This window comes from Actinoplanes sandaracinus (assembly GCF_030009775.1).
In the GTDB taxonomy this organism is placed as follows: domain Bacteria; phylum Actinomycetota; class Actinomycetes; order Mycobacteriales; family Micromonosporaceae; genus Actinoplanes; species Actinoplanes sandaracinus.
The window spans coordinates 132,626-155,485 of record NZ_JASCTH010000012.1; the positions used below are offsets into that span (position 1 = coordinate 132,626).

At 73.2% G+C, this 22,860-nt stretch carries 16 protein-coding genes; 6 read left to right on the forward strand and 10 right to left on the reverse strand.

The genetic code is table 11. The features are described 5' to 3' along the window. The first annotated feature begins 76 nt into the window (after positions 1-76). On the forward strand, positions 77-1,750 hold the full coding sequence (locus QLQ12_RS19610; protein ID WP_282761654.1) for a glycoside hydrolase family 13 protein: 1,674 nt from the start codon (positions 77-79) through the stop codon (positions 1,748-1,750). A 257-nt stretch (positions 1,751-2,007) separates the two neighbouring features. Here the strand turns inward: QLQ12_RS19610 and QLQ12_RS19615 are convergent, their stop codons facing one another. From QLQ12_RS19615 to QLQ12_RS19625, 3 genes are all read right to left on the reverse strand, one after another. Beyond that, the gene (locus QLQ12_RS19615; protein ID WP_282761655.1) at positions 2,008-2,838 is read right to left on the reverse strand and encodes a hypothetical protein; all 831 of its coding nucleotides are present in this window, start codon (positions 2,836-2,838) and stop codon (positions 2,008-2,010) included. 41 nt (positions 2,839-2,879) lie between these two features. Continuing rightward, the gene (locus tag QLQ12_RS19620) at positions 2,880-3,323 is read right to left on the reverse strand and encodes a hypothetical protein (protein WP_282761656.1); all 444 of its coding nucleotides are present in this window, start codon (positions 3,321-3,323) and stop codon (positions 2,880-2,882) included. Positions 3,324-3,501: 178 nt separating this feature from the next. Beyond that, the gene (locus QLQ12_RS19625) at positions 3,502-4,308 is read right to left on the reverse strand and encodes an SAM-dependent methyltransferase (RefSeq protein WP_282761657.1); all 807 of its coding nucleotides are present in this window, start codon (positions 4,306-4,308) and stop codon (positions 3,502-3,504) included. Between the two features lie 228 nt (positions 4,309-4,536). Between QLQ12_RS19625 and QLQ12_RS19630 the strand changes: the two genes are divergently transcribed. Further along, positions 4,537-5,529: a hypothetical protein gene (locus QLQ12_RS19630; RefSeq protein WP_282761658.1), complete on the forward strand. Its 993-nt coding sequence runs from the start codon at positions 4,537-4,539 to the stop codon at positions 5,527-5,529. A 6-nt stretch (positions 5,530-5,535) separates the two neighbouring features. Here QLQ12_RS19630 and QLQ12_RS19635 read toward each other — a convergent pair whose 3' ends face one another. Further along, positions 5,536-8,829, reverse strand: a complete 3,294-nt coding sequence (locus QLQ12_RS19635; protein WP_282761659.1) for a hypothetical protein — start codon at positions 8,827-8,829, stop codon at positions 5,536-5,538. A gap of 50 nt (positions 8,830-8,879) precedes the next feature. On the opposite strand from QLQ12_RS19635, the gene QLQ12_RS19640 reads away from it, so the two are divergent. Beyond that, positions 8,880-10,841: a sensor histidine kinase gene (locus tag QLQ12_RS19640; RefSeq protein WP_282761660.1), complete on the forward strand. Its 1,962-nt coding sequence runs from the start codon at positions 8,880-8,882 to the stop codon at positions 10,839-10,841. 149 nt (positions 10,842-10,990) lie between these two features. Here QLQ12_RS19640 and QLQ12_RS19645 read toward each other — a convergent pair whose 3' ends face one another. The 3 genes from QLQ12_RS19645 to QLQ12_RS19655 all read right to left on the reverse strand — a co-directional run bounded on the left by QLQ12_RS19645 (position 10,991) and on the right by QLQ12_RS19655 (position 14,384). Continuing rightward, positions 10,991-12,007: a LysR family transcriptional regulator gene (locus QLQ12_RS19645; protein ID WP_282761661.1), complete on the reverse strand. Its 1,017-nt coding sequence runs from the start codon at positions 12,005-12,007 to the stop codon at positions 10,991-10,993. A 62-nt stretch (positions 12,008-12,069) separates the two neighbouring features. Then, positions 12,070-13,314, reverse strand: a complete 1,245-nt coding sequence (locus QLQ12_RS19650; protein ID WP_282761662.1) for an MFS transporter — start codon at positions 13,312-13,314, stop codon at positions 12,070-12,072. Between the two features lie 53 nt (positions 13,315-13,367). Then, complete coding sequence (locus QLQ12_RS19655) at positions 13,368-14,384, reverse strand: L-histidine N(alpha)-methyltransferase (protein WP_282761663.1); 1,017 nt, start codon at positions 14,382-14,384, stop codon at positions 13,368-13,370. A 352-nt stretch (positions 14,385-14,736) separates the two neighbouring features. Between QLQ12_RS19655 and QLQ12_RS19660 the strand changes: the two genes are divergently transcribed. Next, a complete protein-coding gene (locus QLQ12_RS19660; protein WP_328518291.1) occupies positions 14,737-16,608 on the forward strand; it encodes a sulfatase-like hydrolase/transferase in 1,872 nt (623 codons plus the stop codon). Between the two features lie 157 nt (positions 16,609-16,765). Here QLQ12_RS19660 and QLQ12_RS19665 read toward each other — a convergent pair whose 3' ends face one another. Together QLQ12_RS19665 and QLQ12_RS19670 are read right to left on the reverse strand one after the other, a co-directional pair. Continuing rightward, positions 16,766-18,637 (reverse strand): propionyl-CoA synthetase, encoded by a 1,872-nt coding sequence (locus QLQ12_RS19665; RefSeq protein ID WP_282761664.1) that lies wholly within the window; start codon positions 18,635-18,637, stop codon positions 16,766-16,768. Positions 18,638-18,716: 79 nt separating this feature from the next. Further along, positions 18,717-19,319: a TetR/AcrR family transcriptional regulator gene (locus QLQ12_RS19670; RefSeq protein ID WP_282761665.1), complete on the reverse strand. Its 603-nt coding sequence runs from the start codon at positions 19,317-19,319 to the stop codon at positions 18,717-18,719. Positions 19,320-19,459: 140 nt separating this feature from the next. Between QLQ12_RS19670 and QLQ12_RS19675 the strand changes: the two genes are divergently transcribed. Both QLQ12_RS19675 and QLQ12_RS19680 read left to right on the forward strand, forming a co-directional pair. Then, entirely contained in the window at positions 19,460-20,623 is a 1,164-nt protein-coding gene (locus QLQ12_RS19675) for an acyl-CoA dehydrogenase family protein (RefSeq protein ID WP_282761666.1), read from the forward strand. Further along, on the forward strand, positions 20,613-21,686 hold the full coding sequence (locus tag QLQ12_RS19680; protein WP_282761667.1) for a CaiB/BaiF CoA transferase family protein: 1,074 nt from the start codon (positions 20,613-20,615) through the stop codon (positions 21,684-21,686). The genes QLQ12_RS19675 and QLQ12_RS19680 overlap by 11 nt, the downstream gene beginning before the upstream one ends. 90 nt (positions 21,687-21,776) lie before the next feature. Here QLQ12_RS19680 and QLQ12_RS19685 read toward each other — a convergent pair whose 3' ends face one another. Continuing rightward, on the reverse strand, positions 21,777-22,844 hold the full coding sequence (locus QLQ12_RS19685; protein ID WP_282761668.1) for a GGDEF domain-containing protein: 1,068 nt from the start codon (positions 22,842-22,844) through the stop codon (positions 21,777-21,779). Positions 22,845-22,860: the final 16 nt, after the last annotated feature.

A 22,860-nucleotide genomic window follows, 5' to 3' on the forward strand; every position in this document is an offset into this window, starting at 1 on the left:
GCTGCAAGAACTTGCTGAAAGAAAGCAGCCGCTTGGGTCTGTAACACGTGTTAGTCACCTGCTAGCGTTCCTCGCCATGACGGACCAACTGATCGCACCGCGCACCGTTGAGGCGCCACCGGCTTCCTGGTGGCGCAACGCGGTCATCTACCAGATCTACCCGCGCAGCTTCGCCGACTCCAACGGCGACGGCATCGGCGACCTGCCCGGCATCCAGAGCCGGCTGCCGTACCTGCGGGATCTGGGAGTCGACGCGGTGTGGCTCTCCCCCTTCTACGCCTCGCCCCAGGCGGACGCGGGTTACGACGTCTCCGACTACCGGACCGTCGACCCGATCTTCGGCACCGTCGCCGACGCCGAGCGGCTGATCGCCGGCGCGCACGCCCTGGGCCTGCGGGTCATCGTCGACCTGGTTCCCAACCACTGTTCGGACCAGCACGAATGGTTCAAGCGCGCGATCGCCGAGGGCCCCGACTCCCCGTTCCGCGAGCGCTTCCACTTCCGCCCCGGCCAGGGCGAGAACGGTGAGCTGCCACCGAACGACTGGCCGTCCATCTTCGGCGGCCCGGCCTGGACCCGGGTGTCCGACGGCGAGTGGTACCTGCACCTGTTCGCTCCCGAGCAGCCCGACTTCAACTGGGATCACCCGGCCGTCCGCGACGAGTTCAAGACCATCCTGCGGTTCTGGCTGGACGCGGGCGTCGACGGCTTCCGCGTCGACGTCGCGCACGGCATGGTCAAGGAGGACGGCCTGCCGGACATCGGCGACACCGGCGAGTGGCATCTGCTCGGCGCCGGTGAGAGCCCGTTCTTCGACCGCGACGGCGTGCACGAGATCTACCGCGAATGGCGCAAGATCCTGGACGAGTACCCCGGCGAGCGCATCGCCGTCGCCGAGGCCTGGGCGCCGACGCTGGCCCGGGTCGCCAACTACGTCCGCGACGACGAGTTGCACCAGGCGTTCAACTTCAGCTACCTCGGCACCGCCTGGAACGTGCACGAGCAGCGCCAGATGATCGAGGAATCGCTCGCCGCGATGCGCGCGGTCGGCGCCCCGACCACCTGGACTCTGTCGAACCACGACGTGGTCCGGCACACCACCCGCCTGATGCAGAAGATCGACGGCGAGGCCGCCGGCCGCAAACCCACCGCGGTCGACGACGAGGCCGGCCTGCGCCGTGCCCGCGCGGCCAGCACGCTGATGCTGGCGCTGCCCGGTTCCGCCTACGTCTACCAGGGCGAGGAGCTCGGGCTGCCCGAGGTCATCGACCTGCCGCCGGAGGCCCGCCAGGACCCGGCCTTCCACCGCGCCGCCGGCCAGGACGGCTACCGCGACGGCTGCCGCGTCCCGATCCCGTGGAGCGGCGACCAGGCCCCCTACGGCTTCGGCCCCGACGGCGGCGGCAGCTGGCTTCCGCAGCCCGCCTCGTGGGCTCAGCTCAGCGTGGCCGCGCAGACCGGTGTCGCCGGCTCCACCCTGGAGCTGTACCGCTCGGCCCTGTCGATCCGCCGCAACAACCCGGCGCTCGCCCCGACCGACAACCTCCGCTGGATCCCCGCACCCGCCGGGGTGCTCGCCTTCGAGCGCGAGACCGAGGGCGCGGCGGTGTTCCGCTGCACGGTCAACATGAGCGACGAGCCGGTCGCCGTCGGCCGCCCCGGCGAGCTGCTGCTGGCCAGCGGCCCCATCGATGGCACCGCCGACAACGTCATCCTGCCGCCCGACACCACCCTCTGGTGGTCGGTCTGAGATAGCCGGTCCCTCTCCGCGGAGAGGGACGTGCGGCCCACCCCCCGACGGGGGTGGGTTGGCCGGGCCACCGGGCGGGGCGGGCACCGGCGGGGGGCGGGTTTTATATCGCCGTCCCATCCCCGCGGTGCGGCACGTCCGGCCATCCCCAGGACGGTGGAGGATGGCCGGGCACACGGGGCGTGACGCGAACGGGGAACGCGTCACGCCCCTCTCATTCCCGTACGAGCCCCCGCGCCCGTGGCCACGCCGGCGCTTCAGTTCGGGTGATCCCAGGTGGACCCGTAGAACGTGATCGCCGGATAGGCCTCCGTCGGCACGGCTTCGATCCGCAGGTACGCGACCCGCCCCTCCGAGCTGCGGGCGCACAGATAGGTGCCCTGAGTGAGCGCCGAGTAGGGGACCTCGCTCGTCCAGTCGTCACGGTCGGCGCTGCAGGTCTCCCAGTCGCCCCGGCCCTGCCGCACGAGCGCGATCTTGGCGCCGCCCGCCCCCGCCAGGCCGTCGGCCGTCGCGTTCAGATCCCCGTCACCCTGGTGCCGGGCCTGCCAGTAGTCGATGTCGACCGACTTGCGCTCGTCGTCGGCGGACCGCAACTCCACCGTCCGGGCCTCCTCGACCTGCGGTGCGGGCGCACCGCCGCCCTGGGTGGGCTGCTGCGTGGGCGGGTCGGCGGTGGGCGGTGTGGTCGGTGGCGGCGTCATCGGCGGGGACACCCCTCCCGGATCCGGCTCCTCGCTCCCGGCACCACCCGGCCCGCTCCCCGATCCGTTCGGCTCGCCGCTGGCCCCGGTCCCTCCCGTCCCCGAACCGGTCTGCCCTCCGGTCCGCGGCCCGGCCGAACCACGGTGTGCCCCGGCGTCGGCGCCCGCCGTACCGGGCGTGGTCGTCGCGGTGCCGCCGGCCGGCGGCCGGTGCGCCCCCGAGCCGGGCGTGCCCCCGGTGCTCTCCGGGACGGGCCCGGCCGGCAGAGCCTGCTGCGGCGGGCCGCTGCTCTGTCCCCATCTCCAGGTCAGAAAGATCAGGAACCCGAGGACGACGACTATCCCCAGCGTGACGACGCCACCGAGAAGCGGCAGACGCCGCACGGGTGGATGTGGCTTGTTGTCACCGGCAGGCGAATGCCCTGTCAAACCGCCGCCGGCCGCTGAGGGGGGTTCGCCTCCTCCGCCCGGTCTTTCGCCTTCTCCCCGCCGAGGTGCCAGTCACCGCGGACGAAGACACTGCCGTTGACGAACGTGGCGTAGGCGTCCCGGGCGGCGCTGCCGGCCCCGGTGTTGGACCCCGCCGGGCCGGGGTCGTGGCCGAGTCGCCGGAGGAGGTCCCGGGCCGTCTCGACGAGTTCCCGGTCGTTGTCCGCCCCGGCCGCCACCAGATGCGCCTCCAGCACCGCGCGCTGAGGCTCCTCGGTCTCCAGCTCCCGGATCGCCGTCTCCCGCCCGTCGAGGCGGATCAGGAGCAGACCCTTCAACTTCTCATAGGCCGCCCGGCCGGCGTCCCCGGCCATCGCCGTGGCGACGCCGCCGGCGCCGGCGGCTAACGCGTTCAGAATCAGATCAATGTCGGCAACCAACGCTGGCACCTCCACAAGCGGGCCGGATGACCGGCCTCGGCGGGGTCATGCTGCGCAGCAGCGCCCCGATTCACCCATGAAAACGCGCATTTGACCCCAAAGTGACACTGCTCGTGTCATAAACACTCCGGAGAGTGAGATCTTTCGGGTATGTCAGCGGGGCGGACGGCGGGTGGGGTCAGGGTTTGCGGGCCACCGCACCGTACTCGTCGACCTCGCGCAGATCCTCGCCGGCCGCGTCCGGGGACGGGCGCCACGCCGAGCACGCGACCAGGCCCGGCTCCAGCACGTCGAGGCCGTCGAGGAAGCGGGCGATCTCATCGGGGTGACGAAGGTGGTAGCTGAGCGGGGCGTTCGCGTTCCACACCCCGATCGCCTCCTCGAAGGCCGGGCCGTCGATCACGTTGGTGCCGTCGGCGGTGAGGAGGTAACTGCCGGACGGCAGCGCCGCCAGCAGTGCCCGGACGATGGCGACCGCCTGATCCAGGTCGGGCACGTGACCGAGAATGTTCATCAGGATCAGGCCCACCGGCTGGTTCAGGTCCAGCGTGCCCCGCGCCGCGTCGATGATCGCCGCCGGGTCGTGCAGGTCGGCGTCGACATACTCGGTCCGGCCCTCCGGCGTGCTGGTCAGCAGCGCTCGCGCGTGGGCCAGCACCAGCGGGTCGTTGTCGACATAGACGATCCGCGCGTCGGCCGCCGCGGCCTGCGCCACCTGGTGGGTGTTCTCCGCCGTCGGCATGCCCGTGCCGATGTCGAGGAACTGCCGGATGCCCCGCTCTTTCACCAGAAAGGTGACGGCCCGCTTGAGGAACGCCCGCGAGTGCCGCGCCACCACGGTGATGTCCGGGTACAGGTTCGCGAAGTCGTCGCCGACCTGCCGGTCCACCGGAAAGTTGTCCTTGCCGCCCAGCCAGTGGTTCCACACCCGCGCCGAGTGCGGCACGCTGGTGTCCAGCTTGGCGTTGACGTCACTGTCGGTCATGGCGGTGGCTCCCGTCGACGGGCCTCACGAATGGCGCGAGCATACGCCGCCGGCCGCCCCGGCCGGCGCCGGCGTCCACATCGGACGCCACCCGTGCGGGTGCCCTGCCGCCGCCCGGCGCACGACGGAGACTGATCAGCGAGATCAACGCCCCGGGATCCTCATGGCGGCCGGATGACGACCGATACACAGGCGCCACATCCCGTCGCTCCCCCCCGAGGTCGCCGCATGTCCGTACTCACCAGGCCCGCCGTTCTGCTCGCCACCGCCTCGATGGCGGTGGGCCTGATCGCCGCGCCGGGCGCCGCCTGGGCCGCCGACGCCGGCACGCCCCTGAGCGCCGCCGAGATGAAGATCGCGTTGAAGGCCGTGGCGGACGCGTCGTTGTCGGCCGGTGCGGGCGGCTGGCGCGCCGACATGGACATGACCGTGTCGATGGACTCGTCGTCCCTGCACATCGCGAAGGAGACCCGCGTCGACCCGGCGCGAGGGCTGTACTTCGACGTGCTGGAGTTCGCCGGGCGCGACACCGTCACCTACGCGGCCGAGGGCAAGGGCGTCTACCAGTCGCTCGACGACCCGACCGCCGATGCCGCCCTCACGATGATGGGCCGGCCGTCGGTCACGTTCGTCTTCACGGCCGACACGAGGGTGCGCCTGGACGAGATGGCTCCCAGCCCGGCGTCGTTGCTCGACGCCTACTCGCTGGCCGGCACGAAGACGGTGCACGAGGACGGCTCGGCCGAGTTCCGGGTCGTCAGCGACGACGAGACCGTCACCATGCACACCTCGGCGGCTGCCGTCCTGACCGAGGTGGACGTCACGGCGACCGCCGACGAGGCGACGACCGAGGGCACGGTCGACTACACGTACGGCGCGCAGGACATCAGCCTGCCGGCGGCCTCGGCCACGATCGACGAGGCCACCCTGATGACGGGCGTGGCGTACCTCGACATGCCCGCCATGGTGAAGTCAGCCGCCACCCAGGGCGCCGCGGCGACCCGCAAGGCCGCCAAGGGCCGCACGGTCAAGGTCGCCACGCTGCGCAAACTCGTCCGCCGCGACGTGACGGCCGCCAACCAGAAGAGCCCGGTCCCCATCGTCAAGGCCAAGGACATCACCGGCGGGGTACGGGTGTACGCCACCAACCCGTGGACGAAGAAGTCGGTCGCGTACACCGTGAAGGCCTCCGGCAAGAAGGTCACCCTGAAGAAGGCCTGACCTCCGTCAGGTCATGTCGACGGCGAACGCCTCGTCCCGCACGTCGGGGACGGGGTGTTCCCGCAGCGCGAGCAGGAGTTCCCGCCACGGCGACGCCCAGCCGAAGGCGTCGCCCGACGCGGTCAGCGCGACCGCGAGCAGCCCGCCCGCCAGGTCCCCGCGGCCGGCCAGCCGGGTGATCACCGGTCGCAGGGTGTCCGCGTCGACCAGTTGCGGAAGCTGCCGCAGCCGGTCGCCGGCCTGGTCGGCGGCGCGGACCGCGAGCACCGGCCGGCCCGCGCACAGGTCGGCCACCTCGTCCAGGTTGTCCAGCCGGCCGAGCGCCACCAGAACCGGCACCGCGACGGCGAGATGGCCGGGCCGGCCGGCGAGCCGCCGGATCTCCGGGATGGACCGGGCACGGGCCACCGTCGACGCGATCGTCGGCACGGCCCGGGCCAAAGTGTCCACACGCCGGACGGCCGGCCGGTCGCTTCCGGGCCCGGCGGGCCGGGTCTCGGCGGCGTCGCGGGCCGCGAGCCGGCCGTACGCGTCGTCGAACCAGCCGGGTCCGGCCGCCGGGATCAACTGGCCGGCAGCGTGGACGTCGAGGTCTACGTCGAGGTCGGTGAGCCGGTCCACGACGAGTCCGGTGACGTCGCCCGCCCACGGCGCCCAGGAGGCGAGCCGGAGGAAGGCGGTGCGCCGGATCTCCCGGTCCTGTCCCCGGCAGGCGGCGAGGATCAGACCCGCGTAGCGGGCCCGGTGCGCGACCGGGACCAGGTCGGGCCGGGCGTCGAGGACGGCCTGGTGCTCCTCCCGGCTGCCGCCTCCGGCCTGGTCGAGGATCAGCCAGCTCACCTCGTTCTCCAGGTGCTGGCGGGCGGCGGAGACGATCGCCGCGCGCACGTCGCGGTGCTGGCCGTCGGTGCGGTAGGCCGCCAGCAGCGTCGCCATGGCCGACGCCGGCCCGTAGTGGGCCAGCAGCCGGACCGCCTCCTTCCGGCTGGTGATCTTGCTGGGCCCGGCGAGGACCGGGCCGATCAGGCCGGGCAGCCGTGCCGGCGGGACGAACCGGACCGCCCGGTCCGCGGCGTAGAGGGCGACCCGGGCCCGGCCGCCGCCCGCGTGGGCGAGCAGCACCGGCAGCGCCTCGTCGGGCCGGTCGGTCCAGACCAGCGCGCCGAGCGCCGCCTCCGCCAGCATCACCTCGGGCGCGCCGGCGAACCGCAGCGCCAACTCCCGGCCGGCGCCGGGCACCCGGGCGGCCACCCGCAACGCGGACGCCCGGTGGTGTTGCGGCACCTCGGCGTCCTCGACGACCCGTTCCATCAGGTCGACGAGGCGACGCTGCTGGCGGGGCAGCCACCGTTCGGCGCGTTCGACGCCGGACGGCACCCAGCGCAGACCCTCCTCCACGAACCGGCCGCGGGGCCGGCGGGCGAACACCACGTCGAGCAGGTCGGTGCGGTTCGTGCAGACGGTTCGCCACACCACCGGGACGGCGACGGCGGTCGGATCGGCGGCCAGCACTTCGGCGACCCGTTCCGATCGGGTGCGCGGGTCGTCGAGCCACAGGCCGATCGCGGTCCGGGCGGTGGACTCCAGCACGTTCGGCGCGAACGACCGGCGCAGCATCTCCTGCAGCGCCGGGATGTGGTGGGCACGCCTGCCGAACGCCCGGGCCAGGGTGAACAGCAGGCCGTGCGCGCCCCGCCGCGCCGCCGCCTCCACCCCGGGGCGCAACCGGTCGAAGACCTCCACCTCCTGGCCCCGGCGCAGCGCCAGGGCCGGCGGCAGGAAACGGTCGTTGAGCCGGTGGAAGGTGGACAGCGCCCACTCGGCGAGTTCCGGCACGCCGGCGTGGTGGCGCAGCACCTCTCCGGCGAGCCGGCCGAGCGCGTACGTCGTGGCGTACGAGGCGTCGCGGGCCTCGGCGGCGTCGGTGGCGATCCGCGTCAGGTCGGGCGTGGCGGCGGCGGTGAGCAGCCGGCCGGCCCCGGCGAGCGCCTCCAGCGCCGCCGACCGGACCGGGTCCTGCTCGTTGCGCAGCCCCACCAGGCGCCCGGTCACCTCGGCGACCGGCCCGGTGGCACGGGTCCGCAGCGCGGCGGCGACCAGCAGCGACCAGCCGGCGGCCCGCACGGTCGCGTCGCCGGAGCGGATCGCCGGCTCCAGGGCGGCGGACGCCTCCGGCCACGGCAGATAGGCGCTCCACTCCCGCACCTGCGACTCGTGCTCGCGGACGGCCGGCAGCGCGAGGACGCGCGCGGCCTCACGGAACCGGACGGCGGCCGGCAGCACGTCCATCACCCGCGACGGCGGGATCCGCGTCGCGGTGTCCACATCGGCCAGGGCGGCGTCGTAGAGGCCACCGCGGCGAGCCGGCGGCAGGGCGGCGAGCAGGCCGGCCAACGCCTGAGCGTGGTCGCGCACCGCCCGGGCGAGCGGGACGAGACGGTCGTCCGGCAGCGCGGCGAGCCGGCGCAGCAGGGTGCGCGGCAGCGTCTGGCGCCGCAGCCAGGCGGCACGGCCGGGCGCGGTCAGCAGGGCGGCGACCCGGTCCGGGTGGTGCGCGGCGAGCCGCCGGTACGCGCTGAGCGGGCCGGGCAACTGGTCCTCCGGCGCGAACCGGTCCAGCAGGTCGAGGACCGCGGGGTCGCCGTTCAGCACGGCCGCGGCGGTCGCCGGACTCCACACCAGCGACCGGTGTTCGGGCTTGGCGGCGGCGAGCCGTTCCCGGACGCGGTCGTGCACCACGTCCTGATGGGTACGGGCCACGGCGCTCAGGTTCACCACGTGTTCCAGGTCCGGCAGCATCGTCCGTACCGTCTCGGCCGAGCAGCCCGGCAGCAGCGCCGCCGCCTCCGCCGGACCGTGCGCCGCGAGAACCTCGATGATCAGCGCGTCGGCGACCGCCGGCCGCCGCAGGCGGCGCAGCACCCGGTAGATCCGGCGGCGGTCCACGGCCGCCAGGTCGCCGACGTCGCCGACGGGAAGCCCGGCGCGCACCGCGGCCTCGAGCGCCACCGACCGCAGACCCGGCACCGGGTCGCGGGTGGCCGCCGTGACCGCCTCGACGTCGCCGATGACCGCGGCCGCGATCAGCGCCAGGTGCCGCTCGTAGGCGCCCTCCCGCCACAGGTCGGCGCAGACCGCGGCCCGGTCGGGGGCGGTCCGCGCCCAGGCGGCGACGTGGTCGAGCCGCCGCGGGTAGGGCAGCGGGTCCAGCACGGCGAGCAGTCGGCGAGTCGAGGCGATCACGCCGAGCATTCTGCCGGGGCGGGCGCCACCCCCGCCCTTCTTTTCCACCCGGCTCACTGCCGCACCCCGGAGGATGCGCGGCCGGGCCGGCTGTGATGATCAGCGGCATGCTGAGGGGCTTGTCACGGTGGTGGACGGCTGTCGCCGGCCTGGGCGGCTGCCTTCAGATCCTGCTGGTCAAGTCCGCCGGCGAGGTCTCCTACTCACCGCGCCACGACGTGTACGGCTATGACCGCCACCTCGGCGACGAGTCGTCGCTCATCAGTCTCGTGCCGACCGCCGCCACCGTCCTCGCCCTGTGCCTGCTGCGATGGTGGCCGTGCCTGCTGGCGGCGGGCAGCCTGCTCGCCGTGCCCTTGGCCGGTCACCCGACGGCCGCCGGGCCCTGGACCGTCGCGCTGCACGTCTCGCTCACCGCGGCGTTTCCGCTGCTGGTCGTCGGTGTCCTCGGCGCCGTGCAGGGACTGAGCCGCGACGCGCCCGGCCTGGGCGCGGCCGTGGCCGGGCTGGCCGCGGGCGCCGTGCTGTTCGGCGGCGCACTCGCCGGCGAGCCGCCGTCGACGGCATCACCGGCCACGTTCGTCTGGCGTGTGGCGATGCTGGTGGCCGGGCTGGCGGGCATCGCTGCCGCGCTCAGGTCGTGGCGGCGCGGCGACGCCGCCGCCGACGCGCCGGGCGCCGGGGTGTGGCAGCGCCTGCGGCTCGTGATCGGGGCCGGGGCCGCGGTGCTCCTGATATCGCCGCTGTCGGTACGGCCCATCGGCCGGCTCGGGTACTGGCTGGGCGTCGAGTCGAGCACGTTCGCCCGGTATCCCCTGGCGAGGATCGCCATCATCGGCGCGGTGGTGCTGGTGCTCGGAACCGGGCTCGCCGCTCTCGCCGGGAAGTGGCCCCTGGCCGGCGCGGCCACCGTCGTGGTCGTACAGATCGGGGCCTCGACGCCGCTGATGCTCGCGTTCGCCGCCCTCCGCCCCGAGCCGTCGGCGCGCTGGCTCGGCGCGCTCGCCGGTGTGGCGATCGGCGCGGCGGCCGCCGCGAGCCGGTGGCGGGTCGCGATGGCCGCCGCGCTCACGGTGAGCGCGGCGACGGCGTTGTTCATCATGTACGAGGCCGCCGGCGGCCGCCCGGAGAAGATGGTGCAGCAGCACCGCGTGGTACCGGCCCTGGTCCTTCTGGTGCTCGTGTGCGCGGCGGCGACCGCGGTGGTCGCGGCGACCGCGCCGGTTCTCGCACCGCGCGGCGCGGTGCCGGCGGTGCTCGGCCCGTTCGCCGCCGTGCTGACCCTCGCCGGGACGTACACGACGCAGGTGAGTTTCGTGCGCGGCCGCACACCGGTCGAGTTCACCCTCCACCCGGTGCCGCACACGGTCGTCGCCGGCTACCTCCTGCTGGCGGCGGCCGCGGCCATCGCAGCGCTGGGCGTCGCCCACCACATGACCGAGCGGTGGGCGGAACGCAAGCAGGCCGAACTGATCCGGCGGGAGGCGGCGGCCGCGGAGCGGGACCGGCTGGCCCGCCCGATTCACGACGGCGTGTTGCAGGTGCTCGCCCTGGTCCAGCGGGAGGGCGCCGGCCTCGGCGGGCGGGGCGCGCAGTTGGCGGCGCTGGCGGCCGAGCAGGAGGCGGCACTGCGCAACCTGCTCAACAGCGGCGGCGCACCCACCGGCTCGGCCTCCGAGACGAACCTCCAGGCCGCGCTCACCGCGCTGTCGAGTCCGTCGGTGGAGGTCTCCGCGCCGGCGACGCCGGTCGTGCTGCCGGCCGGCACGGTCGCCGAGATCACCGCGGCGGTGCAGGCCGCCGTGGACAACGTCCGCCAGCACGCCGGCGCCGGCGCGCGGACCTGGATCCTCCTGGAGGACGAGAGCGACGGCGTACGGGTGACCGTGCGCGACGACGGTGTCGGCTTCGACCCGCGGCGGCTGGGCGAGGCCGCTCGTGCCGGCCGGCTCGGAGTGGCGCAGTCGATGCGCGGGCGGATCAGCGACCTCGGCGGCCGCACGACGATCCACAGTCGTCCCGGCGAAGGCGCCGAGGTCGAGTTCTGGGTGCCGCGGCGACGCCGGTAGCCCGGCACGACCGCTTCCTGACGTCTCCTCGTCCTCAGGGCGGCGGTCCGCACCGGGTCGCCGTTCCGGCGTCGCTGTGTGAACAGACCAGGACCCGGCTGCCGGTCCTACGAGGCTTTCGAGTGGCCCCTGTGGAGTGACCCGCCCCGCTAGCTCATGGCCACCGCGGACGGCTCCTCGACATCGAACTCCTCCAGCCCGGAGGCCGGTGCCGAGGCCGACGTCGCGGGCGGCTCGGGGCGCAGGTCACGGCCGGCGATCTCGACCAGATGATGCCGCAGCGACCGGGCGGCGGCGCTCAGCGGCCGCTCCCGGTGGCGCATCACCCCGATCGGCGGGTGCACCGGCGGCGGGTGCAGATGCCGGACCGCGATCACCGGGCCGCCCGGCTGCTCCGCCACCGTCCGCGACAGCAGTCCCACCCCGAGACCCGCCGCCACCAGCTCCCGGACCGCGGGCAGGCTGTGCGTCTCGAAGTGCACCCGGGGCAGGAACCCCGCCGCCCGGGCGGCGTCCTCCAGGATCCAGCGCAGGCCGCTGCCCGGCGGCATGCTCACGAACGGCTCGTCACGCACCTCACCGAGGGTGAGCCGGCCGCCGCCGGCCATCGTGTGCCCCGGCGGCAGGGCGAGCACCAGCTGCTCGTCGGCGAGCGGCACCGCGTCGAAGCGGGGTGGCAGGTCGGCGTGCAGCGGACCGATCACCAGGTCGAGTTCGCCGGTGTCGCAAGCGCCGAGCAGCCCGGTCACCCGGCCCGACCGCAGCCGCACCGCGATCCCCGGGTACCGGTCCCGGAACCGGGTCAGCGCCCCCGCCAGGTCGTAGGGCCCGAGGGCGGCGGTCGCCCCGATCGTCACCCGGCCGCTGACCACGGCGGTGATCTCGGTCATCTCGCTGCGGGCGCCGTCCAGCTCGGCCAGGATCCGTCGGGCCCGCGCCACGAACATCTCGCCCGCCGGGGTCAGCGCCACCCGGCGGGTGGTCCGGGCGAACAGGGTCACGCCGAGCTCCACTTCGAGGGCCCGCACCTGCGCCGACACCGCGGACTGGGCCACGTGCAGCCGCTCGGCCGCCCGGGTGAACCCGCCGTACCGGGCCACCGCCTCGACGTAGCTGAGCTGCCGGATCTCCACCTCCCGATGGTGCTCACCCACCCCACCGGCCACCCGGGTTTCACCCTGAAATCAGCTCATCTGCTGATTTTGTGCGGTTGACCCACACCGGCCACTCAGGGCACGGTCTTCTTCGCCGACGGCGCCGTGGCGTCGGCGGCGCTGGTCAGGTGCCGCACATCCGGCACCGTGACGACGGCCAGACAGGTCGCCACGATCACCGCGGCGCCGGTGACCAGCAGGATCCCCGGCCCCACGACGTGGGCGAGGAACCCGACGAGGACATAGCCCAGTGGCAACGTCACCAGCGAGCCGAACCAGTCGTAGGCGCTGACCCGGGACAGCACCTGCCGCGGCACGTTCGCCTGGAGGGTGGTGTCCCACAGCGCCCCGAAGACGCCCATGCCCGTCCCGGCGACGAACCCGGCCGCCACCACCACGGGCAGCGGAGCGGACAGCGCCAGGGTCAGCAGCGCCGGCACGAACGCCATCAGCCCGGCCATGGCCGTCAGCAGCGGCCGCCGTGCCGTGAACCGCACCATCAACAGTCCACCGGCGACCGCTCCCGCACCGAAACCGCCGAGGATGAACCCCCACCCGCGGGCGCCGCCGAGCCCGTCGGCCGCGATCTGCGGGCCGAGCACCAGATAGGCCGGCATCGCGGTCAGGTGGATGAGGCTGAACTGCGCCACGATCGACCACAGCCAGCGCCGGGACCGGAACTCGGCCCAGCCGTCACGCAGATCCGCGAACAGACTCGACGCAGCCGGCCGCGGCGCGACGGCGTCGCGCGGGATCGCCATCAGGAACAGCGCACTGACCAGGTAGGACCCGGCGTCGACGGCGAACACGATGCCCGGGTCGAAGGCGGCCACCAGCACCCCGCCCAGCGCCGGCCCGGCGAGGCTGCTGACGGAACGGCCGAAGCCGAGCAGCGCATTGGCCCGCTGCAGGCTCGCCGCTCCGGCGAGCGACGGGACGAGCCCGCTCAGGGCCGGGCGGAAGAACGCGCTGCCCAGCCCGTCGACCGCGGCGAACAGCATCAGGGCGGCGAGTGGCACGTGGCCGGTGAACATCCAGACCGCCAGCAGCCCCTGGCTCACCGCCCGCACCAGGTCGGTGATCAGCATCAGGGTCCGGCGTGGAACCCGGTCCGCCAGCACGCCGCCGACCAGGATGAACCCCACGGTCGGCAGGCGGCTCGCCCCGAGGACCAGGCCGATGCCCGCCACGCCGTGGCCGCTGCCCAGAACGGCGAACGCCAGCGCGATCGGGGCCATCTGGGAGCCGATGAGCGAGGTGTAGAAACCGGCCAGCAGGTTGCGCATCGGACGGCTGAGCGATGGCGGCCGGCTACCCATGAATGGGAGTTTGCCATAGTCGAACGGACAAATGGACCGCCGCGAATCCGGGGTCAGCTGTTCGCGCCGGTCACCGCGGCGACGAGGGCGACCTCGCCGCTGGTGCCCACGTCGAACAGGATCGTCGTCAGGCCGCTGCGGGTGAGCAGTTCGATCACCCCGGCCCGGTCGAGGAGACGGTACCGGTAGACCAGCATCCGCTCGCCCGCCTCGAACGCGACGGCGTGCGGGCCGGACGCGCCGTCGATGCGGATGGTGACCGGACGCCGGAACCTGAGCCCGGTCCAGACCTCGCTGCGGCCCGGGTCGAAACCGCGCTCCGTCTCGTACCACCGGGGGTCGAGGTTGAGCAGGTCGACGGCGGCCTGATGGATCGGCAGCAGCGGGGCGCCGGCCTCCACGTGGTCCAGGAACGCCGGCCGGTTGAACCCGACATCGAAGCGCACCGTCAGCACCAGCAGGTCCGCGGGCGACAGCGCGGCGCCGACGCGGCGCAGGAACTGTTCCGGCTCGGCCATGTTGAACACGGTGCCACCGGTCAGCAGGACGAACCGGCCCGGCCCGCCGCCGGGCCGGGCCGGGAGCACACCGGCCAGGTCGGGCCCGGTGAAGTCGCCGTGCCGGAACTCCAGACGCGCGGCCTCGCCGGGGAACCAGGCGCGCAGGTTCCGGGCCGCCAGGTCGAGCAGGCCGGTGCTGATGTCGATGCCGCGGTAGCCGGCGAACCGGCCGGCGGCGACCAGCGCGTGCAGCAGTGCCCGCGCCGGCCTGCCGGTGCCGGGCCCCAGGTCGATCACCTCGACCGGCGTGTCCGCCGGACCGTGGGCGAGCAGACCGGCGGCACTGTTCCGCAGCAGCAGGTGGTATTCCTGGGTGGGGGCGGCCCGCTGGTGGGGGATGCCCTCGGTCGAGGCCCGCCAGAGCGCGGCGCCGTCCCCGAGATAGGTGAACTCCTGCGGGAACTCCCGGCGCCCGGTGAGGACCTCGGCGAGAGTGTCGGCCTGCGCCGGCGAGAAGACACGGTAGAACTGCTCTCGCGGTGAGACGACGCGGTCATCGGTGTCCGGCACTCGCCGAGCATAGGCGATCGCCGATGCCGTTGACGGCGGGCCACTCCCTGGCGAGCGGTTCGCGCGATGAACAGCGCGTCGACCATCCCCCTTCTCACTCCAGGCCCTCGCGCGGGGTGGCGCCGGAACACCCGGTCCCGAACAGGCCCGGTCCGGCGGCGGCGGGACCGCCCGGTCCCCGAAGTCGTCGAGCCCGGCCGAGGTCAGGCGCGCGCGAACCCGATCAGCAACGCCACCGTCCCGATTCCTCGCCGATTCGATGAGTTGACCGGCACGACGCTATGACTCCGGACACCCCAACTTCCCGGATCCACGGGTGAACCATCCCGGCACGGCCTGCGTTCACCATGACGTGCAGCCGACAGACCTCGCCGACCCCGCCACGCCCGACGAGCCCGAGACCCCCGGTACGCCCTCGGACACCACGCCGCCCGAGGCCCCGGCTGAGGAGAAGGCCGCCGAGGCGACCTCGGAGGAGCCCGCGGACGAGGCGCCGTCCGAAGAGCCGGCCGGCGAGACGCTTCCCGGCCAGCCCTTCACCGCCACACCGGCGGCCGGCGAAGCCACCCCCGAGGAGCCCGGCCGGGTACGCCGCTTCCTGCGCTCCACCGGGCTCTCCCACACCCTGAACGTCCTGGCGTGCGGGATGGTCTTCGTCGCGCTGCTCTACCCCAACGTGCTGCGCCGCCTCACCCTCGGCAACTTCGCCCGCATCCCGGTCGAAGCCGCCGTCGGCATCCTCCTGCTGATCGTGCTGCCCCGCCGCCCGCGCATCGCCCTCGCCGGCGTCTCCGGCGCGATCCTCGGCTGGCTGATCATCCAGAAGAGCCTGGACATGGGCTGGTTCCAGATCCTGGCCCGGCCCTTCGACGTCGTCCTCGACTGGGAACTCCTCGACGACACCTACGGCTTCATCCGCGAGGCGTACGGCCAGGCCGGCGCCTACGCGGCAGCCGGCGGCGGCCTCCTGCTCGCCGTCGCCGTACCCGCGCTGATGATCTGGGCGGTCCTGCGGGTCGCCGCCATGCTGAACCGCAACCGCCGAGCCTCGGCCCTCGCCGCCTCCGGCATCGCCGCCACCTGGATGCTCACCTTCACCCTCGGCGTCCAACTGCTGCCCGACATCCCGGTCGCCGCCCGCAGCTCGGCCACCTACGCCTGGGACCGCGCCCTGCAGGCCCGCACCGGCATCGCCAACGAGGCGGCCTTCGCCGGCGAGGTGACCGTCGACGCGTTCCGCGACACCCCGCCCGACCGGCTGCTCACCGCGCTCAAGGGCAAGGACGTCATCTTCACCTTCGTGGAGAGCTACGGCCGCAACGCCGTCGAGGACCCCAGCCTCGCCGCCGGCACCGCCGCCGTCCTCAGCGACGGCGACGCCCAGCTCAAAGCCGCCGGGTTCGCCGCCCGCAGCGGCTGGCTCACCTCACCGACCTTCGGCGGCAACAGCTGGCTGGCCCACTCGACCCTGCTGTCCGGCCTGTGGATCAACAACCAGTCCCGTTACCGCAACCTCACCGCCAGCGACCGTCTCACCCTGACCAGCGCCTTCCGCAAGGCCAGCTGGGACACCGTCAGCGTCATGCCGGGCGCCACCCGCGCCTGGCCCGAAGGCGACTTCTACGGCTACAACCGGGTCTGGGACTCCCGCAACCTCGACTACCAGGGCCCCAAGTTCAGCTGGGCGCCGATGCCCGACCAGTACACCCTCAAGAAGTTCAACGACCTCGAGTACGCCAAACCCGGCCGCGCCCCGCTGATGGTCGAGATGCCGCTGGTCTCCAGCCACACCCCGTGGGCGCCGATCCCCGCGTTCATCGACTGGGACCAGGTCGGCGACGGCTCCGCCTACCACACCCTCCCCACCGACGGCGGCCAGAAGGCCGACATCTGGACCACCCCCGAACGGGTCCGCCGCGAGTACGGCAGGTCGATCCGCTACACCCTCACCACCCTGATTTCCTGGATCGAGAAGTACGGCGACGACAACCTGGTCCTCGTCTTCCTCGGCGACCACCAGCCGTCCAGCGTGGTCACCGGCGACAACGCCAGCCGCGACGTGCCGATCACCATCGTCGCCAAGGACCCGGCGGTCCTCGACCGCATCGCGGACTGGCAATGGACCGAAGGCCTCAAACCCGCCACCGACGCCCCGGTCTGGCCGATGAACGCCTTCCGCGACCGTTTCCTCACCGCCTACGGCCCCGCCGGCGACACCCGCTGACCGCGCCCTGACCGCGGTGTGCGACGCCGGTCCCGAGCACCACGGGCGTCGCACACCGCCCGGCGCCGGCGAGCCCCTCACCGAGAGGCGCTGGCCGGCCACCCGATGACGAGACCGGGTTGCGCGCCTCGTTCACCAGTGCGTCCGACTCACGTCCTCAGCGCCGGGGCCGCAGCACGGGGCGCAGGGCGTCCAGGACGGCCGGATTCTCGATGGTCGCCGGGACCGGCTCGTCGCGGCCGTCCGCGATGCCCCGCATCGTGCCCCGCAGGATCTTGCCCGACCGGGTCTTCGGCAGCGCGGCGACCACATCGATGCGCCGCAGCGCCGCCACCGGCCCCAGCCGTTCCCGCACCCACGCGACCAGCTCCGCCGGGGACGCCGCGTCGCCGTCGCGCAGCACCACGAGTCCGCGCGGCACCTGACCCTTCAGCTCGTCGGCGACAGCGATCACCGCGCATTCGGCGACCGCCGGGTGCGCGGCCAGCACCTCCTCCATCGACCCGGTCGACAGCCGGTGACCGGCCACATTGATCACGTCGTCGGTGCGGCCCAGCACGTACAGATAGCCGTCGGCGTCGAACATCCCGCCGTCGCCGGTCAGGTAGGCGCCCTGGAACGCCGACAGGTACGACCGCACGTACCGTTCGTCGTCGCGCCACAGCGTCGGCAGGCAGCCCGGTGGCAGCGGCAGGTCGAGCACGATCGCGCCCTCCCGGCCGGGTTCGACGTCGGAGCCGTCCGGGGCGACGACCCGCACCCGGTAACCGGGCATCGGCACCGACGGGGAGCCCGGCCGGGTCGGCAGCGCCTCCAGGCCGCGCGGGCTCGCCGCGATCGGCCAGCCCGTCTCGGTCTGCCACCAGTTGTCGATCACCGGGATGCCGAGCAGCTCACCGGCCCACTCGTAGGTCCGGGTGTCGAGCCGCTCCCCCGCCAGGAACAGCAGCCGCAGACTGCTCATGTCACGCCCGGACAGCAGTTTGCCCTCCGGGTCCTCCTTGCGGACGGCCCGGATCGCGGTCGGCGCGGTGAACATGGCGGCCACCCGGTGCTGTTCGACGACCCGCCAGAACGCGCCCGCGTCGGGGGTGCCGACCGGCTTGCCCTCGTAGAGGACCGTGGTCGCGCCGAGCAGCAGCGGACCGTACACGATGTACGAGTGCCCGACGACCCATCCGACGTCGGAGGCGGCCCAGAAGACCTCGCCCGCCCGTACCCCGAAGATGTTCTCCATGGACCAGGCGACGGCGACCGCGTGACCGCCGTTGTCACGGACCACGCCCTTGGGTCTTCCGGTCGTGCCGGAGGTGTAGAGGATGTAGAGCGGGTCGGTCGCCGACACCGGCACGCAGCCCGCCGGTTCCGCGCCGGCGACCGCGTCCGTCCAGGTCAGATCGCGGCCGGGGAGCAGCGTGGCGGGCGCCTGCGGCCGTTGCAGAATCACGCAGTGCGTGGGCGTGTGCGCCGCCTCGGCCAGCGCCGCGTCGAGCATCGGCTGGTACGGCACGACCCGGCCGGCCTCCAGCCCGCAGGAGCTGGCGACGATCACCCGCGGCTGCGCGTCGTCGATGCGGGCCGCCAGTTCCCGGGCGCCGAACCCGCCGAAGACGACGGAGTGGACGGCGCCGAGCCGGGCGCAGGCCAGCATCGCGACGACGGCCTCCGGCACCATCGCCATGTAGATCACCACGCGGTCGCCGCGGTCGACTCCGAGCCGGCGCAGCGCCCCGGCGAACAGCGCCACCTCGTCGCGCAGCTCCCGGTAGGTGAAGGTGCGCACCACTCCGGTGGCCGGGCTGTCGTGGATCAGGGCGGTCTGGTCGCCGCGTCCATTCTGGACGTGCCGGTCGAGGGCGTTGTGGCAGGTGTTCAGGGTGGCGCCGGGGAACCATCGGAAGATCGGCGCCTCGGAGTCGTCGAGGATCCGGTCGGGCGGTTCGATCCAGTCGATGGCCGTGGCCGCGTCCCGCCAGAAGCCGGTGGGGTTGGTGATGCTCCGCTCGTACGCCTCTCGATATGCACCCATCCCCCGACGCTGCGCCCGCCCTCACGTTCTGTCCAGCATCCTAGGAGGCTAGTTCAAACGGACCGGCCGGTCCTTCTCGTCAGGCTTGCGGGAACACTCGTTCCACCATCGTGACCAGGCTGACCGCGAGCAGCGCGTGCACCTGGTCACGGGTCAGCACTCCGCGCTTCAACCACTCCTGCGCCGTATAGACCGCCAGCCCCACATAGGCCCGCGCCATGCCCCGCAGCGCGGGAGGCGGCCGCCGTTCCATGCCCACCGCGCGCAGGATGCCGTCCGCCGCGATGTCGATCGCCTCCGCGATCACCTCGTCGACGTCGGCGTCCCCGGCCATCCCGCCGGCGCCGATCGCCGCGAGCCACGAGGTGCTGTGCCGGGACACCACGTCGAGGAACCAGCCGACGATGGAGTCGGCCCGCTCGGCGAGATCACCCTGGGGAAGCTGCTCCAATGCCACCTCGGGCACGGTGAGCATCACTCGCACGACCTCCAGGTAGAGGTCCTTCTTCGTGCCGAAGTAGTGGTTCACCAGACCGCGGGCCACCCCGGCGTCCCGGGCCACGTCCGTGGTGGAGACCTGCGCATACGGTTTCGACCCGAACAGGCGGATCGCGACCGACAGGATCTGCTCGCGCCGCGCGTCCGGTTCGAGCCGGCGCCGGCGCATCGCCTCGACACTCACGGGGCCGACCCTACGGCACGTCGATTCATCGCGATGCGATATGCCCCTTTCATCGATGTCGTCATATCGCGGAACGATGAATCGCGGCGATTCATACCCGCGTTGTTGACACATCGCCAATAGTGCTCGATGGTGGGTCGATGCCGACGCCTGGACTGGACGGTTACGTCGAACCGTGGCGCAAGCCGGAACACGACGACCTGGCCGAGCTCGCCCGCACCTTCTTCACCAAGGAGGTGGCGCCGCACGCCGAGCGCCTGGAGCGCCAGGGCCATCCGGATCGCGAGCACTACCGCCGGGCCGGCGAGCTCGGCCTGCTCGGGCTCTCGATCCCGGAGCAGTACGGCGGCGGGGGTGGCGACTTCACCCACGAGGCCACGCTGTTGCACGAACAGATGCTGGCCGGCGAGGGCAGCCTCGGCATCGCCGTGCACAGCGGGATCGTCACCGGCTACCTCAACGAGTACGGCACCGAGGAGCAGAAGCAGCGCTGGCTGCCCGGCCTGGTGGCGGGCGAGCTGGTCGGCGCGATCGCGATGACCGAGCCGGACGGCGGCTCCGACGTGCAGGCGATCCGCGCGAAAGCCGTCCGCGACGGCGACGACTACCTGGTCAGCGGCTCGAAGACGTTCATCACCAACGGCATCCTCGCGGACCTGCTGATCCTCGCCGTGAAGACCGACACGTCCGCACGCGCGCACGGCATCTCGCTGCTGGTCTGCGAGCTGACCGGCGATCCCGAGGGCTTCCGCCGCGGCCGCAAGATCGAGAAGATCGGCCTGCACTCCAACGACACGGCCGAGCTGTTCTTCGACGGGCTCCGGGTGCCGGCCGCCAACCTGCTCGGCGCCGAGGGGTCCGGTTTCATCCAGATGATGCAGCAGCTGCCCCAGGAGCGCCTGGTCATCGGCGTCGGCGCGGTCGCCGCCATGCAGCGGGCCGTCGCGATGGCGACCGCCTACGCCAAGGAGCGCACCGCGTTCGGCAAGCCGCTGATCGGCCACCAGAACACCCGGATGGTCCTGGCCGAGGTCGCGACGCGGACCAGGGTGTCCCGGATCTTCCTGGACGACTGCATCCAGCGGCACGCCCGTGGTGAGCTGGACGTGGCGACCGCCGCGATGGCCAAGCTCTACCTGACCGAGGGCCAGTGCGAGGTCGTCGACCGCTGCCTGCAGATCTTCGGCGGCTACGGCTACACGACCGAGTACCCGATCTCGAAGATGTACGCGGATGCCCGGGTCCAGAAGATCTACGGCGGCACGAACGAGATCATGAAGGAGCTGATTTCGCGTGTCCTCTGATCGCGGCCCGCTCGACGGCGTCAAGGTCGTCGAGCTGGCCGGCCTGGCGCCGGCCCCGTTCGGCTGCATGATCCTGGCGGACCTCGGCGCCGACGTGGTCCTGGTCGACCGCCCCGGCGGCACCGGGCCGGCCGGCCCGCTCCAGCGGGGCCGCCGCCAGGTCACCCTCGATCTCAAGAGCGAGAGCGGCATCGCCGGCCTGCTGGCCCTGATCGGCAAGGCCGACGTCCTGGTCGAGGGCTACCGTCCCGGCGTCGCCGAGCGCCTCGGCTTCGGCCCCGCCGAGTGCGAGAAGATCAACCCGGGGCTGGTGTACGCCCGGATGACCGGCTGGGGCCAGGACGGCCCGCTGGCGAAGGCCGCCGGTCACGACATCGACTACATCGCGATCGCCGGCGCCCTGGAGCCGATCGGCCGCCCCGGTGAGCGCCCGCACGCCCCGATCAACCTGCTCGGCGACTTCGCCGGCGGCGGCATGCTGCTGGCCGTCGGGGTGCTCGCGGCCCTGCTGGAACGGGCACGCTCCGGCCGCGGCCAGGTCGTCGACGCGGCGATGGTCGACGGCTCGTCCCTGCTGATGACCTTCCTGCACGGGTTCATCGCCGCCGGCAGATGGCCGGGCGGCCGCGGGCAGAACCTGCTCGACGGCGGCGCCCCGTTCTACGACACCTATCAGGCCTCCGACGGCGGCTATCTCGCGGTCGGCGCCCTGGAACCGCAGTTCTACGCCGCCCTGGTCAAGGGCCTCGGCCTGGACGACCTTCCGGCCCAGTTCGACGTCGCCGCCTGGCCCGAGCTGCGCCGGCGCTTCGCCGAACGGTTCCGCCTGCGCACCCGCGACGAGTGGGCGTCGATCTTCGACGGTCTCGACGCCTGCGTCAGCCCGGTCCTGTCACCGGCGGAGGCGCCGCTGCACCCGCACCACCAGGCGCGCAACGCCTTCGTCGAGGTGGACGGCGTCACTCAGCCGGCGCCGGCGCCGCGCTTCGGCCGCACCCCGGCGGCCACCCCCGAACCGGTCAGACCCGCGACGGTCCAGGACATCCTCTCCCGCTGGGGCTAGATCATCATCTGGTACGGCCAGCCGGCCCCCGAACGCACCGATCGGCGTCCCGGGCCCGCCGCGCGAGGTGGCGGCCGCCGGCCCGGACCGTCAGGCGGCCATGCGGCCGTGCTTCTCCCGGTACATCGCGGCGTCGGCCTCGGCGGTCAGGGCATCGAGCCCGGCCGCGTCACCGGCCGGGCGCAGCGCCACCCCGATGCTGACCCCGACGGTGACCTCGATGCCGTCGCCGAGCCCCGCCGGGCGGCGGACCGCCTCGCGGATGCGGTCGCAGGCGGCGGTGACCGCGGCCGCCCCGGCGCCGGGCAGCAGCACCAGGAACTCGTCACCGCCGAGCCGCCCGGCCAGCCCTTCCGAAACCAGCCCCTCCGCATCCAGCGCCGCCGTCAGGCGGACACCCATCTCGTGCAGCAACAGATCACCCGCCGCGTGCCCGTACGTGTCGTTGACCTGCTTGAACCCGTTCAGATCGAGCAACAACACCGCCAGCGGCCGGCCCGCGCACTCATCGGCGTACGCCGCCAGCTGCGCCCGGTTCGGCAACCCGGTCAGCGGATCGTGGGTGGCCTGGTGCTGCAACGCCCGCCGGGTCTCCTGGAGGGTGGTGAGCTGGCGGGCGAAGGCCGTCGACTGCGCACCGGCGATGATCGCGGTCATCGCGTTGACGCCGAGCACGAACGCGATGTCCGGCGAGCGGGGCAGCAGCAGGATGAAGGCCGCCGATGTCGCCACCATGGCCAGCAGCGCGCCCAGCAGCTGGTGCCGGATCGCGGCGATGGAGATGCTCAGGCCGAGAAGCGGCCAGGTGGTCTGCGAGAAGTCCCGCTCGGAGACGATCACGAACGCCACGATCGTCACGGTGTCGAACAGGACCTGGAGCGCGCTGAACGGTGGGTACCACCGTGAGTCCGGGCGTCGCCACGCGCACACGGCCAGCAGGTTCGCGCCGGCCATCAGCCCGAGGCCGAGCCAGCAGGCCATCGTCATGTCGGCGCTGAGGGTCTTCGGCGCGAAGTCGGTGAGGCCGCTCATGTAGACGACCGTGCAGAGCAGCCCGAAAGTGCGGGAGACGAGCCCGGCGGCTTCGACGGCCCGCCGCCGGGAGCGCAACGAGTCGTCGATCGACGGCACGGCCCGGCTGCCGGTCACCTTGCGCATGCGCCTCCCATCGGCA